This is a genomic window from Streptomyces sp. NPDC001902 (assembly GCF_042891295.1).
GTDB lineage: Bacteria > Actinomycetota > Actinomycetes > Streptomycetales > Streptomycetaceae > Actinacidiphila.
The window spans coordinates 93,046-106,964 of the sequence record NZ_JBIATA010000011.1 but is presented as its reverse complement, the minus strand read 5'-3'; the positions used below and the strand labels follow the sequence as shown (position 1 = coordinate 106,964).

11 protein-coding genes are annotated in these 13,919 nt (G+C 73.7%); 1 reads left to right on the top strand and 10 read right to left on the bottom strand.

What is annotated here, in order from left to right:
* Nucleotides 1-141: 141 nt before the first annotated feature.
* The 10 genes from ACFYYN_RS19770 to ACFYYN_RS19725 form a co-directional block, all read right to left on the bottom strand.
* Entirely contained in the window at nucleotides 142-840 is a 699-nt protein-coding gene (locus ACFYYN_RS19770) for a TetR/AcrR family transcriptional regulator (RefSeq protein WP_500546847.1), read from the bottom strand.
* Nucleotides 841-919: 79 nt separating this feature from the next.
* Complete coding sequence (locus ACFYYN_RS19765; protein WP_500546846.1) at nucleotides 920-2,236, bottom strand: ABC transporter substrate-binding protein; 1,317 nt, start codon at nucleotides 2,234-2,236, stop codon at nucleotides 920-922.
* An 88-nt stretch (nucleotides 2,237-2,324) separates the two neighbouring features.
* Entirely contained in the window at nucleotides 2,325-3,416 is a 1,092-nt protein-coding gene (locus tag ACFYYN_RS19760; protein WP_500546845.1) for a branched-chain amino acid ABC transporter permease, read from the bottom strand.
* A 7-nt stretch (nucleotides 3,417-3,423) separates the two neighbouring features.
* Entirely contained in the window at nucleotides 3,424-4,269 is an 846-nt protein-coding gene (locus ACFYYN_RS19755; RefSeq protein ID WP_500323776.1) for a branched-chain amino acid ABC transporter permease, read from the bottom strand.
* A 30-nt stretch (nucleotides 4,270-4,299) separates the two neighbouring features.
* Nucleotides 4,300-5,016 carry an ABC transporter ATP-binding protein gene (locus ACFYYN_RS19750; protein ID WP_500546844.1) on the bottom strand — a complete coding sequence of 239 codons (717 nt, stop codon included), beginning with the start codon at nucleotides 5,014-5,016 and terminating at the stop codon, nucleotides 4,300-4,302.
* Nucleotides 5,009-5,848 (bottom strand): ABC transporter ATP-binding protein, encoded by an 840-nt coding sequence (locus tag ACFYYN_RS19745; protein WP_500546843.1) that lies wholly within the window; start codon nucleotides 5,846-5,848, stop codon nucleotides 5,009-5,011. Before ACFYYN_RS19745 ends, ACFYYN_RS19750 begins: the two co-directional genes overlap by 8 nt.
* Before the next feature lie 244 nt (nucleotides 5,849-6,092).
* Nucleotides 6,093-7,718, bottom strand: a complete 1,626-nt coding sequence (locus ACFYYN_RS19740; protein WP_500546842.1) for a sodium/solute symporter — start codon at nucleotides 7,716-7,718, stop codon at nucleotides 6,093-6,095.
* The gene (locus tag ACFYYN_RS19735) at nucleotides 7,715-8,083 is read right to left on the bottom strand and encodes a DUF485 domain-containing protein (RefSeq protein WP_500323779.1); all 369 of its coding nucleotides are present in this window, start codon (nucleotides 8,081-8,083) and stop codon (nucleotides 7,715-7,717) included. Before ACFYYN_RS19735 ends, ACFYYN_RS19740 begins: the two co-directional genes overlap by 4 nt.
* 1,130 nt (nucleotides 8,084-9,213) lie before the next feature.
* Complete coding sequence (locus ACFYYN_RS19730; protein ID WP_500546841.1) at nucleotides 9,214-11,712, bottom strand: SpoIIE family protein phosphatase; 2,499 nt, start codon at nucleotides 11,710-11,712, stop codon at nucleotides 9,214-9,216.
* A gap of 157 nt (nucleotides 11,713-11,869) precedes the next feature.
* On the bottom strand, nucleotides 11,870-12,889 hold the full coding sequence (locus ACFYYN_RS19725; protein WP_500546840.1) for a polysaccharide deacetylase family protein: 1,020 nt from the start codon (nucleotides 12,887-12,889) through the stop codon (nucleotides 11,870-11,872).
* A gap of 199 nt (nucleotides 12,890-13,088) precedes the next feature.
* Between ACFYYN_RS19725 and ACFYYN_RS19720 the strand changes: the two genes are divergently transcribed.
* Nucleotides 13,089-13,793 carry a glycoside hydrolase family 75 protein gene (locus tag ACFYYN_RS19720; RefSeq protein WP_500546839.1) on the top strand — a complete coding sequence of 235 codons (705 nt, stop codon included), beginning with the start codon at nucleotides 13,089-13,091 and terminating at the stop codon, nucleotides 13,791-13,793.
* Nucleotides 13,794-13,919: the final 126 nt, after the last annotated feature.

The window sequence follows — 13,919 nt, the reverse complement described above, 5'->3', positions numbered from 1 at the left end:
TGCGGGCGTATGTCGCCCGCGTGTGCGGTGTGCAGATTTACCGAAGGTAATGTTCAGCCCTGCGCTTGAGCCGCTCTGCCGAGCCCGTGACCAGGGCGGATCCACGGCGCGCGGGGCGTCGGGGCCGGTGGCCGGAAGGACTCAGCCGGTGGCGTCGCCGGTGGCGGCCGACAGGCCGAAGTCGCAGAGCCTGCCGATGAGTTCCAGGGCGGTGTCCGTGAGGCCGGCGGCCTCGCGCGGGTCGTCGCAGGCGACGAGTTCCCGTCCGATCTCGGCGATCGTCGTGGTGAGCGAGATCAGCAGGGCGCGGTCGCCCGGCCGCTCCTGCGTGATGCCGAGCAGGGTCGCGTTGTGGCTGATCCAGGTCCGGAGGTTCTGCCGGCCCAGCAGGTCGAAACCCGGCGGGGTGTCCCCGGTGTAGAAGAGCCTGGCCATCTCCCGCCGCGCCCAGGTGTGCTCCAGGTACGCACGGGTGCCGGTGAGGAAGAGCGCGCGGGGCCGGCTCTCCCCGCTCTCGCGGAGCCGGGCCACCGCGCGGGCCGTGGTGTGGACCTGGGCGGTGCGGAACTCCTCCCACAGGGCCAGGAAGAGGTCCACCTTGCCGTCGAAGTGGTGGTAGAGCCCGCCGACGCTGGCGTCCGCGCGGCGGACCACCTCGGCGACGCCGGCCGCCGCGTACCCCGACTCCCCGAAGACCTCGCGGGCCGCCGTGAGCAGCGCCTGCCGGGTGGTCGCCGCCCGGCCGGGCGTCCGGGCCGGGGCCGGCCCGGACGCCCCACCGGTGCTGGGGAGGTCCGCGGGATCGCCGATGAGCAGCTCGTCACCGCGTCTGTCGCCCATCCCGGGACCTTCCGTCCGTCACGGTCGCGTCGCGCCGTGGACCCACTGCCTGGCGGGGCAGCACACTACCCCTCGCCCCTCAGGACGCCGGGATGCCGTCGGCCGGGGCCTGCGGCTGTGCCGTGGTGTACGGCGTGATGGCGCCCTGCTCGTCGTCCGTCACCAGCGGCGTGCCCTGCAGGGTGACCTCGGTGCTGCCCTTCAGGATGCCGATCTGGACCCCGGTGTAGCCGGCGTGCGAGTCCGCGCTGAACCGGAACGGCACCAGTCCGGGCCCGGTGAAGCCGCCCTTCTCCACGGCCTTCACCAGCGACTCCCGCGTCGGGTTCTCCCCGGCGCCCTGCAGTGCCTGGACGAAGGTGTAGGCCATGGACATCCCGAACTCGACGTTGCCGTCGAAGGGCAGCTTGGGGATGTACTTGTCGTGGACCTCGCGGAACAGCTTGATCCAGCTGTTAGACGTGTCGGTCGTCGGCGGCATGTAGGTGTCGGTGATGATGCCGTTCATCAGCGCGGCGGGGTCGGCCGTGCCGCCCGCCTGCTTCGCGAAGGACTCCAGCAGGCCCGCCAGGGTGGTCGGGTCGGAACCGACGTTGGTCACCACCATCTGCGGGTTGTACTGGAGCTTGAGCGAGGTGAGCTTGAACAGCGCGGTGTACGTCGGGATGGTGAAGAGCACCACCACGTCCGCCTTGGACTGGGCGATGGCCGTGACCTGCGGGGCGATGTCGGTGCCGCCGGGCTGGTAGCTCTGCCGGCTGACCACCGACTCCTTGGGGATGTACTGGTCCAGGCCCTCGACGCCGTCCTTGCCGAAGTCGTCGCCCTGGTAGAAGTAGGCGACCTTCTTGCCGGCGAAGTTCTCCTTGATGTACTGGCCGAGGATCTTGCCCTCGACGAGGTAGTCCGGCTGCCAGCCGAAGGTCTGCGGGTGCTTCTCGGGCTCGTCCCAGCAGCGGCAGCCGGAGGAGACGAACAGGTCCGGCACGCGGCGGCTGTTGAGGTAGTCGACCACCTTGGTGTGGGTCGGCGTGCCGAGACCGCCCACCATCGCGAAGATCTTGTCCTCCAGGACGAGTTCCTTGGTGACCTTCACCGTCTGGGTCGGGTTGTACGCGTCGTCCTTGTACTTGAACTCGATCTTCCGGCCGTTGACCCCGCCCTTGGCGTTGACGTGGTCGAAGTACGCCTTCGCGCCCGCCGAGACGTTGCTGTACCCCGGCGCCGCCGGGCCGGTGAGCGGCTGGTGGCTGCCGATGACGATGCTGTCCTTGGTGACGCCCGGCGCGGCGGAACCGCTGCCGGAGCCGTCGGAACAGGCGGTGAGCACCAAGGCCAGCACGGCCAGCGCGGCGCCGCCGCGAAGGCGCAGGCCGTGTCGGTGACTTCTTCTCATGACCCCTCCTGGAACCGAATCGGATTCGGTGGGTGTTGGACGGATTTCAGGTGACGTGCCGGTGGCCGGGGGAACGGGATACCGGCGGTCAGGTACCGGAGCCCCGCGTGCGGAGCCGCCGGACCAGACGGATGAGGGCCCCGTGGATCCCCTGCGGGAACAGGAGCATCGACAGGACGAGGGCGAGGCCGTACAGGGCGAGCGGCAGGTTCGCGTAGAAGCCCCGGGACAGGTGCAGGGCGTCCGCCACGTCGCCCGTCCAGTTGGGCAGCAGGACCAGGAGCACCGAGCCGTACACGGCGCCCGCCAGGCTGCCGAGCCCGCCGAGCACCGCCGCCGTCAGCAGGGACAGGGAGAGCGCCAGCGGGAACGCCCCGGGCGCGGCCAGCGAGCTGACCACCGCGAGGAGCCCGCCGCCCAGCCCTGCGCAGGCCGCGCTGACCACGAAGGCGAGCACCCGCAGCCGGGCCACGTGGATGCCGGCCAGCGCCGCGGAGACCTCGTCGTCCCGGATCGCCCGCCACGACCGGCCGACACGGCTGCGCCCGAGGTCGGCGAGGAGCACCAGCACGACCACCGCGCACAGCACGCAGACCCAGGCCTGCCAGCGCTCCAGCGGGAAGTACGGGCCCAGCGACTCGGGCGGCGGGGGCGAGGCCACCACGAGCCCGTTCTCGCCGCCCAGCAGATCGGTCAGATGACGGTAGTTCGCGAGCGCCGGCAGCCCGACGGCCAGGGTGAGGGTCGCGCCCGCGAGGTACGGGCCCTGCAGCCGCGCCGCCGCGGCGCCCACCAGCGCGCCCAGGGCGGCAGTCACCGCCGTGCCCGCCAGCAGCGAGACGGCCAGCGACCAGCCCAGTTCGGTGAGGAACAGACCGGTCCCGTAGGCGCCGACCGCCATCAGCGCGCCGTGGCCCAGCGAGATCTGGCCGTTGGTCCCGGTCAGGACGGTCAGCCCGGCGACCGCGCACACATAGGTGGCGACGCCGGCGACCTCCAGGTTCTGGTACGGCGACAGCAGGGCGCTGACGGCGCAGACCACCAGCAGCCCGAGCAGCGCGGGCACCAGGTGCCGCACCGCGGTGCGGTCCATCCGCCCCCTCAGCCCGGCGCTCAGGCCGGTCGCGGCCGGGCCCCCGAGCGGGGACCGCAGGTCCTTCGTGTCGGTCGTCTCGGTCATGAGCCCCTCACACCCGTCGCACGGAGGTCCGCGAGAACAGGCCGTTGGGCCTGATCATCAGCACCGTCATCAACACCGCCAGCGCGCCCAGCAGCGCGACCTCGGACCCCAGGTACCCCGAGACGTAGGAGAGGGTGAGCCCGACCACGAGCCCGCCGACCACCGCACCCGGCGGGCTGTCCAGCCCCCCGACGACGGCGGCGGCGAAGCCGAACACCAGTACCGCGTCGAACTGGTTGGGCCCAACGAAGGTCGCCGGCGCCACGAGGACCCCGGCGAGCGCCCCGACCGCCCCCGCCAGCGCCCAGCCCAGCGTGAGCACCCGCCCGACCCGCACCCCGAACATCCGGGCCACCTCGGGGGAGAACGCCGCCGCCCGCATCCGCAGCCCCACCGGGGTGACCCTGAAGAGCAGCACGAGCAACGCCATCACCACGAGCACGGCCCCGATGACGAACAGGTCCGAGGGCGACAGCAGCAGCCTCGCACCGCCCACCGTGAAGCCCTTGATGCCGAGCAGCGGCGGGAAGGAGCGCGGCGAGCCGCCCCACACCATCCCGGCCACCGCCTGCAGGAACAGCAGCAGTCCGAGCGTGACGATGACCGCGTTCATCGGCGGTCCGTTCTCGACCGGCCGGACCAGCACCCGTTCCACGACCGCCCCCAGGACGAACCCCGAGGCGAGGGCGGCCAGCAGGCCGAGCCAGTACGAACCGGTCGCGTGGATCACGCCGAGGGCGACGAAGGTCGTGATCATCAGCATGCCGCCCTGGGCGAAGTTGACGATCCGGGTCGCCCGCCAGATGAGCACCAGGGCCAGCGCGACCGCCGCGTAGACGATGCCGCTGCTCACCCCGCCCAGTGTCAGATTGATGAAGTACATTCAGAACCCCAGGTAGGCGTGGCGGAGGTCTTCCGCAGTGGCGAGGCGCGCGGCCGCGTCGGCCGCGACCACCCGCCCCAGGTTCAGCACGACGCCGTGGTCCGCGACGGACAGGGCGCTGCGCGCGTTCTGCTCCACCAGGAGCACGGTGAGCCCCTGCCGCTCCCGCAGGTCCCGCAGGACGGCCAGGATCTGGGCGGTGACCCGGGGCGCGAGCCCCAGCGACGGTTCGTCGAGCAGCAGCAGCCGCGGCCGGGTCATCAGCGCCCTGCCGATGGCGAGCATCTGCCGCTCGCCGCCGGAGAGGGTCTCCGCGGGCCGCGCGCGCCGCTCGGCCAGGGCGGGGAAGAGGGCGTAGACCTCGTCCAGGCCGGCGGACTGCAGCGCCCTGCGCTCGCGCCGGCCCCGCCACAGCCCGCCCAGCCGGAGGTTGTCGTGGACGGTCAGCTCGGTGATGACCCCACGGCCCTCGGGTACGTGGGACAGGCCCAGCCGCACGACCTCCTCGACGGGCAGCCGGGAGATGTCGGTGCCGTCGAGCAGGACGCTGCCGGAGCGCGGCCGGACGAGTCCGTTGACCGTGCGCAGCAGCGTGGTCTTGCCGGCGCCGTTGGCCCCGAGCACGGCGGTGATGCTGCCCTGGTCCACGGTGAGGGACACCTCGTCCAGGGCCCGCACCATGCCGTAGGAGACGACGAGTTCGCGGACCTCAAGCACGGGAGGACTCCTCTCGGGACCCGGGTGCCCCCGGCGCGGCGGTGTCGGGCGGCGCCGCGGCCGCTCCCGCGGTGACCTCGTCGCCGAGGTACGCCTCCGTCACCAGCGGGTCGTCGCGCACCTCGTCCGGGGTGCCGTGGGCGATGACCTTGCCGAAGTCCAGGACGAGGACCCGGTCGCAGACCCTCATGACCAGGTCCATGTGGTGCTCGACGAGGATGACCGCCATCCGTTCGCGCAGTCCCGAGATGACCTCGCCCAGGTCGCGCATGCCGTCCTCGGACAGCCCCGAGGCCGGTTCGTCGAGCAGCAGCAGCCGCGGTTCACCGGCGAGCGCCCGGGCGAGCGCCACCTGCTTCTGCACCCCGTAGGGGAGTTCGCCGGGGAGCCGGCCGGCGGCGTCCTCCGCGCCGAGCTCGCGCAGGACGGCCAGCGAACGGTGGCGCAGCAGCCGCTCGTCGCGGTCCGAACACGGCAGGCCCAGCAGCGCGGAGGTGAAGCCCGCCCGCGCGTGCCGGGTCGCCCCGACCATGACGTTCTCCAGCACGGTCAGCCGGGGGAACAGCCCCAGACCCTGCAGGGTCCTGGCGATGCCGAGCCGGGCCAGCTGGTGCGGCCGGGGCCAGGGCAGTGCCCGGTCCTGCCAGTGCAGCGTCCCGGCGGCCGGGCGTACGAAGCCGCACACCGCGTTGAACAGGGTCGTCTTTCCGGCCCCGTTGGGCCCGATGACGCCGAGCACTTCGCCCGGCCGGACCGACAGGGACACCGCATCGAGCGCGGACAGGCCTCCGAAGGAGACCTCGAGTCCGTCGATGCGCAGGAGGCTTTCCACCAGTCACCCTTCCTTGGGAGTTCGGCGGGGTGGTACGGGACGAGGGGGCGGGGGTCGGGGAACGGGGGTCGGGGAACGGGGATCGTGGATCGGATCGCGCGGTCGGCCCGGCGCTCCGGCGGCGGAGCGGCCTGCCGTCCGGGAGGGCTCCTCCCGGCCCGACCGAATCAGAATCGGATTCGGTTCCGACTGAGGGTGACCCCTGTCCGAAGCGCTGACAAGCCCCCAGTGACGGGGAGTTGGACTAGCCGGCGCCCGCCAGCAGCCGTGCCTCGCCCGCCTCGTAGCGCCGCCTGCTCTCGGCGGCCGTCCCGTCGCGGCGCCGCCGGTCGTAGCGGCTGCCGAGCCAGCCGGCGAGGAAGCCGAAGGGGATGGACACCAGCCCGGCGGTCTGCAGCGGGAACCAGTGGAAGTCACGGTCCGGGAAGAGCGCCGTGGGACCGCCGGACACCGCCGTGGAGAACACCGTCAGCAGCAGGACGCACCCCGTGCCGCCGTACAGCGCGGCCAGCAGGCCGGTGCGGCCGAAGCCCCGCCAGAACAACGAGTACGTGAGGGCCGGCGCCACCGCGGAGGCGCCGATCGCCAGCGCGGTCGTCGTCATGACGGCGACGTTCCAGTCCTGGACCAGCGCGGCCAGGGCCACCGCCGCCGCGCCGACACCCACGGCCGCCCAGCGGGCCACGGCCAGTTCGGTGCGCGGGGCGGCCCGTCCGTCGCGCATCGCGTGCCCGAACAGGTCGTGCGCCAGTGACGAGGCCGCGGCGAGGGTCAGTCCCGACACCGACGACAGCAGCGTCACGAACACCGTCCCGCAGACGGCGGCGTACAGCAGCGTCTCGCCGATCGACGGCGCGGCCTCCCCGAACGCCCGGGCCAGCATCAGCACCGACGTACGGCCCTCGGGGTCGGCCCCCGTGATCAGCCGGGCGCCGACCATGGCGGCCGCGCCCGCCCCCATGACCGTGCCCAGCAGGCAGAACGTGGTGACCGCGCCGACCGCCCAGGACATCGAGCGGCGCACGGCGGGGGCGTCGGGCGCCGAGTACAGACGCATCGTCACGTGCGGCAGGCAGGCCACCCCGAGGACGACCGTGAGCTGCAGCCCGATGAAGTCGAGCTTCCCCTCGGTGGTCCGCCCCAGCTCCAGGCCCTGCCGCAGGTACGCCTCGCCGGCCCCGCTGCCCGCCTGCGCGGCGCGCAGCAGGGCGTCCGCGCTCCAGCCGAAGCGGCTCATGACGAGCGCGGCGACCACGACACTGCTGCCCAGCAGCATCACGATCTTGATGATCTGGATGAGCGCCGTGCCCCGCATCCCGCCCATCGCCGCGTAGACGACCATCAGGGTGCCGATCATGGCGATGGAGACCGTGCGCGCACCGTCGAGGTGGATGTCCAGGATGGCGGTGAGCAGCGAACCTGCCCCCGACAGTTGCACGATGAGGAACGGCAGGCACGCGGCCAGGGTGACCACGCTGGCGGCGATCCGCACGGACCGGCCGCGCATCGTACGGGCGAGGACGTCGCCCATCGTGAACCGCCCCGCGTTGCGCAGGGGTTCGGCGAGCAGGAACATCAGCACCACCAGCGACATGCCGGTGCTGGTCGCCAGCACGAAGCCGTCGTAGCCGAAGAGCGCGATGATGCCGGTGGTGCTGAGGACGGTCGCGGCGGAGATGTAGTCGCCCGCGATGGCCAGGCCGTTCTTGAACGGGGTGAGGGTGCGGTAGCCCGTGTAGAACTCCGCGAGGTCGTCCCGTTCCGGCCCGGCGAAGACGCTGAGCAGCAGCGTGCAGGTCACCAGGAACGTGAAGAAGAGCAGGACGACGGTCTGCGTCCCCGAGTCGTATGCGGCCGCGAACCGGTTCACCGGGCGGCCCCGTCGGCCGTCTCCCGCTGCCGCACGCGCAGCGCCAGCGGGTCCACCGACCGCCGCGCGCTGCGCTCGTACCAGCGGATCGCCGCGAACGTGACGGCGAGCTGCGACAGCCCCATCAGCGTGCCGAGCGTCAGCTGTCCGGCGACCCTCGTGCCCATCGTGTCGCGCGCGAGCACGGAGAGCAGGAGGAAGGCCAGGAAGTAGCCGAGCGCGGTGAGCGCCGAGACCCGCCGCAGCAGCCGGTAGGCCGAACGCAGCCGCCTGAGCTCGACGGGCCGCACGGGTGGTCGCGGTGGTGGTGCCGGTGCGGGCGGCGGTGGTTGCCGGTGGTGCCAGGTGTCGCCGTAGTACGTCATCGCGCGGTCTCCAAGCGGCTTGCGTGGCGAGGGTGTGCGGGCGCGGTGGGGGGACGGGCAGGTTCGACCGGTACGCCCCGGGGCGTCGGTGCCCCGGGGTGGCCGCACGATACCGACTGGTCGGCATGTCGGGAAGAGGTGCTGCAGGTCACGGTTGGAGCACCAAGCCGACCGGCCCCTCGCGGACCCGCTGCCGGCGCCCGGCCGGGCGGCAACGTGCCTGCGTGCGAGGTGGGTTCGGAGCGATGGTGAAGTGCGCGCGTGAGGGCGCGGGTGCTTCTCGTGGCGGCGACCCGGGGCCCTGTGCCCGGGCGGGCGAAGGCCCGGCGTGACGGGTTGCCGCGGCTGGGCCGTCGCGCGGACCGGCAGGGGCACCTCGCGGCGCGGGCGCGCGCCCGCCCGTCCGGGCCTGTGTGCCGGAAGCGACTCCCGCCCGGCGCCGTGCTGCCTCAGCGTGGACGGTCGGAGGGGCCCGCGCGACCGCCACGTCGGCGGTCCGGGCGTCGCCTTCGCGACACCTGGACCGCCGGAACTGCTCCTTGCCCCGGCGGAGTTCACGGTGCGGGCCGGCGCGGGCACTGCCTCGCCGGTGGGACCCCGCCGGGCGCGGGAACACCCCGCGGCGCGGGCGCGCCGCCCGGCCAGGGCTGCGCCGCAAGTTCGCGCGGACGCAACTGCCCCCGGCGGGCCGGGGACTGCTGCCCTCAGGAGGCTTCCCACGCTCGTGTCCGGCGCCCGAGGGCGGCCCACGTGGACGGTCTGAGGGGTCCGGGTGAAGGGGCACGCCAGGTGTGGCTTCGAGTCCTTGGGCCCGCAGCGGAGGCTGCTCGCGCAGGCGGCGACTGCGCGTGACCAGCGTCCGGCGCCCGAGGGCGGCCCACGTGGACGGTCTGAGGGGTCCGGGTGAAGGGGCACGCCAGGTGTGGCTTCGAGTCCTTGGGCCCGCAGCGGAGGCTGCTCGCGCAGGCGGCGACTGCGCGTCACCAGCGTCCCGTGCGCGAGGGTCCACGCGATCCGGCCGGCGGCGCCTCGTGGCGGGGACGCATGCCGTCGCCCCCGGCCGCGTCAGGCGCCGGGCGCAACTGCCGCCCGTGCAACGGGTCCCCCGCGTGCACCCCCGGCCGGTCGCGTCAGCTGCCGCTGCCCGGGTCGACGTGCGGGGGGTGGACGGGGATCTCGCACCACACCTGCTTGCCGCCGCTGAGCGGCATCGTGCCCCAGGCCGCCGACATCGCCTCGACGAGGAGGATGCCGCGGCCGCCGGTGTCGTGCCAGTTGATGATCGCCGGCTTGACCGGCGTCCGCGGCGAGCCGTCGCCCACGGCGATCCGCAGCCGGTCGCCGGTGAGCGTGATGTCCAGGCGGACCTGGCCCTCGGTGTGCACCAGGGCGTTGGTGACCAGCTCGGAGACGACCAGCAGCACCGTGTCGGCCGCCTCGCCGAGCCCCCACGCACGCAGGGTACGGGCGGTGAACCGGCGGGCGTGCGAGGCGGCGTCGGGGAGCCGCCACACCGTCCAGCTCTCGCGCACGGGCTTGACGGCCATGCCGTCGTAACGCATCAGCAGCAGTGCGATGTCGTCGCTGCGGGTGGCGTTGCTCAGCAGGGCGTCCGCCATGCGGCCCAGGTGGGAGGGGTCGGCCTCGGACAGCTCGCGCGACATCCGCGCGATGCCGTCGTCCATCGGGAGCTCGGCGGACTCGACCAGGCCGTCGGTGGTCAGGGCGAGGACGGTGCCGATCTGCAGCCGCAGCGGGATCAGCGGGAAGTCCGCGTCGTCGACGACGCCCAGCGGGGGCCCGCCGTCGCCCTCCACGGTGAGGGTGGTGCCGTCCGGGAGCCGTAGCACCGGGGGCAGGTGACCGGCGCGCACGCACCAGGCACTGCCCTCCTCCATGTCGATGCTGACGTAGCAGCAGGTCGCGAAGAGGTCGGTCTCCATGCCCATGAGCAGGCGGTTGGCGTGCGACACCACGACGTCGGGGGAGTGGCCCTCCACGGCGTAGGCGCGGATCGCGGTGCGCATCTGGCCCATGAGCGTGGCGGCCCCGGCGTTGTGCCCCTGGACGTCGCCGATGACGAGGGCGACGTGGTGGTCGTGCAGGGGTATGACGTCGTACCAGTCGCCGCCGACCTCCAGCCCGCCGGTCGTCGGCAGGTACCGGGCGACCGCGACCCCGCCCGGAAGCACCGGGAGCCGGCGCGGCAGCAGGGTGCGCTGGAGGGTGCCGACCAGTTCGTGCTCGGCGTCGAAGGCCCGTACGCGGACCAGTGCCTGGCCGACCAGCCCGGCCGCGGCGGTCAGCACGGCGCGTTCGTCCGCGCCGAACTCGTGGGGCTCGTCCCAGCCGATGAGGCAGCAGCCGACGACCCGTCCGGCCGCGGGGAGCGGCAGCACCGCGAGTCCGCCGGGGCCCACCCCGGCCAGCGTGGACTCCAGCGGTGCCCCGGCCGGCCAGAAGGCGACCCGGCCCTCGCGCAGCGCGGTCGCCAGCGTGGGCATGGCCCGGGTCGGTGCGTCCGGCCATTCCGAACGCCATTCGGTGCGCCACACCTCGGGCCACGCGGAGGGGTCCGCAGGGTCGAGGACGGTGACCACCAGCCGGTCGTTCTCCAGTTCGGCGAGCGCGACCCGGTCGGCGTTCAGCGGGCGGCGCAGCGCCGCCACCACCACCGCGCTGACGTCCCGTACGGTCGCGGCGTTGGCCAGGTCGGCGGCGAGCTGCTGCACCCGGCCCACGTCGTTGACCCCGGCGCGCATCCGTGAGGCGTCCCCGACCGTGCCCAGCAGCCGTACGGGGCGGCCGTCCGGGGCGAAGAGCACCCGCCCGCGCAGCCGTAGCCAGCGCAGCTCCCCGGAGGGCCGGCGGATGCGGAACTCCAGCTCGCGGTCGCCGGTGGCCATGTGCCCGGCCTCCACCACCGACATCAGCGCGGGCAGGTCCTCGGGGAGGGTCAGCGCGAGCAGGGTCTCCACCCGGCCGTCGAACCCCGAGGGCTCCAGGCCGAACAGGGCGAGCACGTCGTCGCCCACGTTGATCCAGCCGGTGTCCATGTCGAGGGTGAACCCGGTGCCCCGGGACTCCGCCCCGGCCATCGGGTCGGCGTCGCCGCAGGCGTCGCCGGGCGTGGGGCCGGGGTGGCCGATCGCGGTGGCGAACAGTTCGAGGCGCTGCCGGTCCTCCGTGTCGAAGCCGCCGGGCTGGTCCGTGACCGCCACCAGGCAGCCGACGCTCACATGGTCCGCCCGCAGCGGCAGGGCGGTCAGCGAGACCTCCAGCGGCTCCGGGGTCCCGTTCCCCGTCAGCCGGGCGACCTCCGCGGGCCCCGCGGACACCACGCGGTCCTGGCGCACGGAGACGGCCATGGGGGAACCGCCGTCCGTCGCGTAGCTCTGGCGCAGCCCGTGCAGGGCGCGCGGCACCCCGGCCGAGGCGACCAGGCACAACTCCCCGCCGGTCTCCGAGGGCGCGTACACGGCGACGTGGGTCGCACCGGTGAAGACCAGCGCCTGTTCGATGACGGATCGCAGGCGGGCGGACTGGCCAAGGTCGGATCGGAGCGTTTTGAGCGCGAGCTCGGCGGACAGCGCCCGAACTCTGCGTCCTTTCGCGCCGTCGCTGACCACGTGGTCATTACACCGCCTCCGGGGCCCCGGCGCAGCCCGTGTGCAGGGAATCGTCACGGGGTGTGAGAAGAACGCGGGTCGTGTCCTCCGTTTCCCCCATCCTCGACCAGCTCCGCACGCGGGCGCGCCCCGGCGGGGCCGGGCCCGGGCCGTGGATCTAGCGCTGGGGGAAGGTGTAGGTGTAGCCGGCGGCGTCGAGCCGGTCGAGCAGGGTCTCCAGCGCCTGCACGGTCTGGCTGCGGTCGCCGCCGCCGTCGTGCATGAGCACGATGGCGCCAGGCTTCAGTTCGGAGTTCACGGTCGCGAGGATGGCCTCCGCGCCGGGGCGGCGCCAGTCGTCGGAGTCGACGGTCCAGCCGAGCGGGCGCAGTCCGTGGTCGGCGGCGATGGCGCGGATCGCGGGGGAGAAGTCGCCGCCGGGGGCCCGGTAGTACCACAGCGCGGTGTCGCCGGAGCCGGCGGCGCGGGATATCTCGCTCTGGGCGTCGAGTATCTCGTGGCGGTTGTACTCCTGCGACTTGCGGCTCTGCGCCTCGTCGTGGTGGACGGAGTGGTCGCACAGCCGGTGTCCCGCGGCGGCGATCCGCCGCACCAGGTCGGGGTGGGCCCTGGCGTTGGGGCCTATCTCGCAGAAGGTGGCCTTGGCGTGGTGCCGGGCGAGCACCTCCAGGACCTTGGGGGTCCACACCGGGTCCGGGCCGTCGTCGAAGGTGAGGGCCACCGACCTGCCCGGGGCCTCCACGCCGTGCTGGATCGAGCGCGCGGTCACGGACGTGCCATGGGCGGGGGCCTGGACCGCCCTGCCGTGGGCCCCAGTGCCGCCGCGCTGCGGGTCCGCGCCGTGCGCGGGGGCCTGCGGCCGGGCGGTCCCCGGGGCGGCGGCGTCGTGGTGCGCGGTCTCGTGGTGCGGGGCGTCGTGGTGCGCGGTGCCCGCCGGGGTGCGGGCCGTGTCCGGCGTGCCGGACGGGGCGCCGGGTGCCGTGGACGGCGTCGCAGCGGGGGCCGACGAGGGCGCGGAGGGCGCGGAGGGCGAGGCGGCACGGACGGAGGGCGCCGAGGCGGCGCTGCCGGTGGTCTGCATCATGTGCTCCGTGCCGCAGGCGGCGAGCGTGGCTCCGGCGAGCGTCACCGCCGCGACTGCTCCGAGGGCTCGGGTCGCGCGGGTCGTCAGTGCCACGGTGGTACCTCCTGGGGCCGGCTGCGTGCATGCCGGGCATGCGGATCAGCCCCCCACCGTAGGCGGCGCGCGGCGGCGTGCCCTCGGTCTTTCGGTCATCCTCGGGTCCTTCGCCGGCGGGACCTTCGTCCTCTTGGCATGGCCCCGACAAGATGCCAAGCTGTGGATTAGGAAAGTTTCCTAACGGAAGGAGTCCCTCGTGCGCAAGCGCCTCGCACTGGCCACCGCCGGGGCCGGAGCCACCCTGCTGGCCGCCCTCCTCACCCCCGCCGCCGGCGCGGCCGGTGCCGCCGGGTCGTCCCCCCGCAGTCCCCAGGAGGGCTCGGTCACGGCCGCCCAGTTACTGGCCAAGGTCAACGGTTGTATGCAGATCTCCAGCGGCAGGTACCGCACCGACGAGGAGACCTCCGCCACCGTCCCGGTCTGCGGTGCCAACGGCGCCGTGTTCTGGAAGGCCGACATGGACATCGACTGCGACGGCCAGGTCACCGCCCGCTGCAACTGGGACACCGACCCCTGGTTCCAGGACGACACGGCCTTCCACCAGTCGGACGGCCGCCCGCTCAACGCCGAGACGCTCCCCTACGTCGTCGTCCCCAGCCCCAGCGGCACCTGGGACTACCGCGGCGCCGGCATCAAGGGCGGCGGCGTGGTGGCCGTCGTGCACGACGGCCAGGTCGAGTACGCCGTCGTCGGCGACACCGGCCCCACCGCGATCATCGGCGAGGCCTCCTACGCCACCGCGCAGGCCCTCGGGATCGACCCCGACCCGGAGACCGGCGGGGCGGAGTCCGGCGTGACGTACATCCTCTTCAAGAACTCCTCCGTCGCGCCGATCGAGAGCCACGCCACGGCGGTCTCCGTCGGCGAGGCGCTCGCCCGCCAGTTCGTCGCGAACAACTGATCCGCCCAGGACCCGGACGTACGCCGGGCGGCCGACGTGACGCGGCGGACGCCACCCCCGTGTTGCGCGGCCGCCTCCGGCGCGTGATCGTGGGCGACGGGACCGTCCGGCCCGCTCGAGCTTCCG

Excerpts from the sequence above, each read along its gene's own strand:
- ACFYYN_RS19760 (WP_500546845.1), bottom strand. The coding sequence starts at position 3,416 with ATGACCGAGACGACCGACACGAAGGACCTGCGGTCCCCGCTCGGGGGC.
- ACFYYN_RS19770 (WP_500546847.1), bottom strand. The coding sequence starts at position 840 with ATGGGCGACAGACGCGGTGACGAGCTGCTCATCGGCGATCCCGCGGAC.
- ACFYYN_RS19765 (WP_500546846.1), bottom strand. The coding sequence starts at position 2,236 with ATGAGAAGAAGTCACCGACACGGCCTGCGCCTTCGCGGCGGCGCCGCG.
- ACFYYN_RS19735 (WP_500323779.1), bottom strand. The coding sequence starts at position 8,083 with ATGACGTACTACGGCGACACCTGGCACCACCGGCAACCACCGCCGCCC.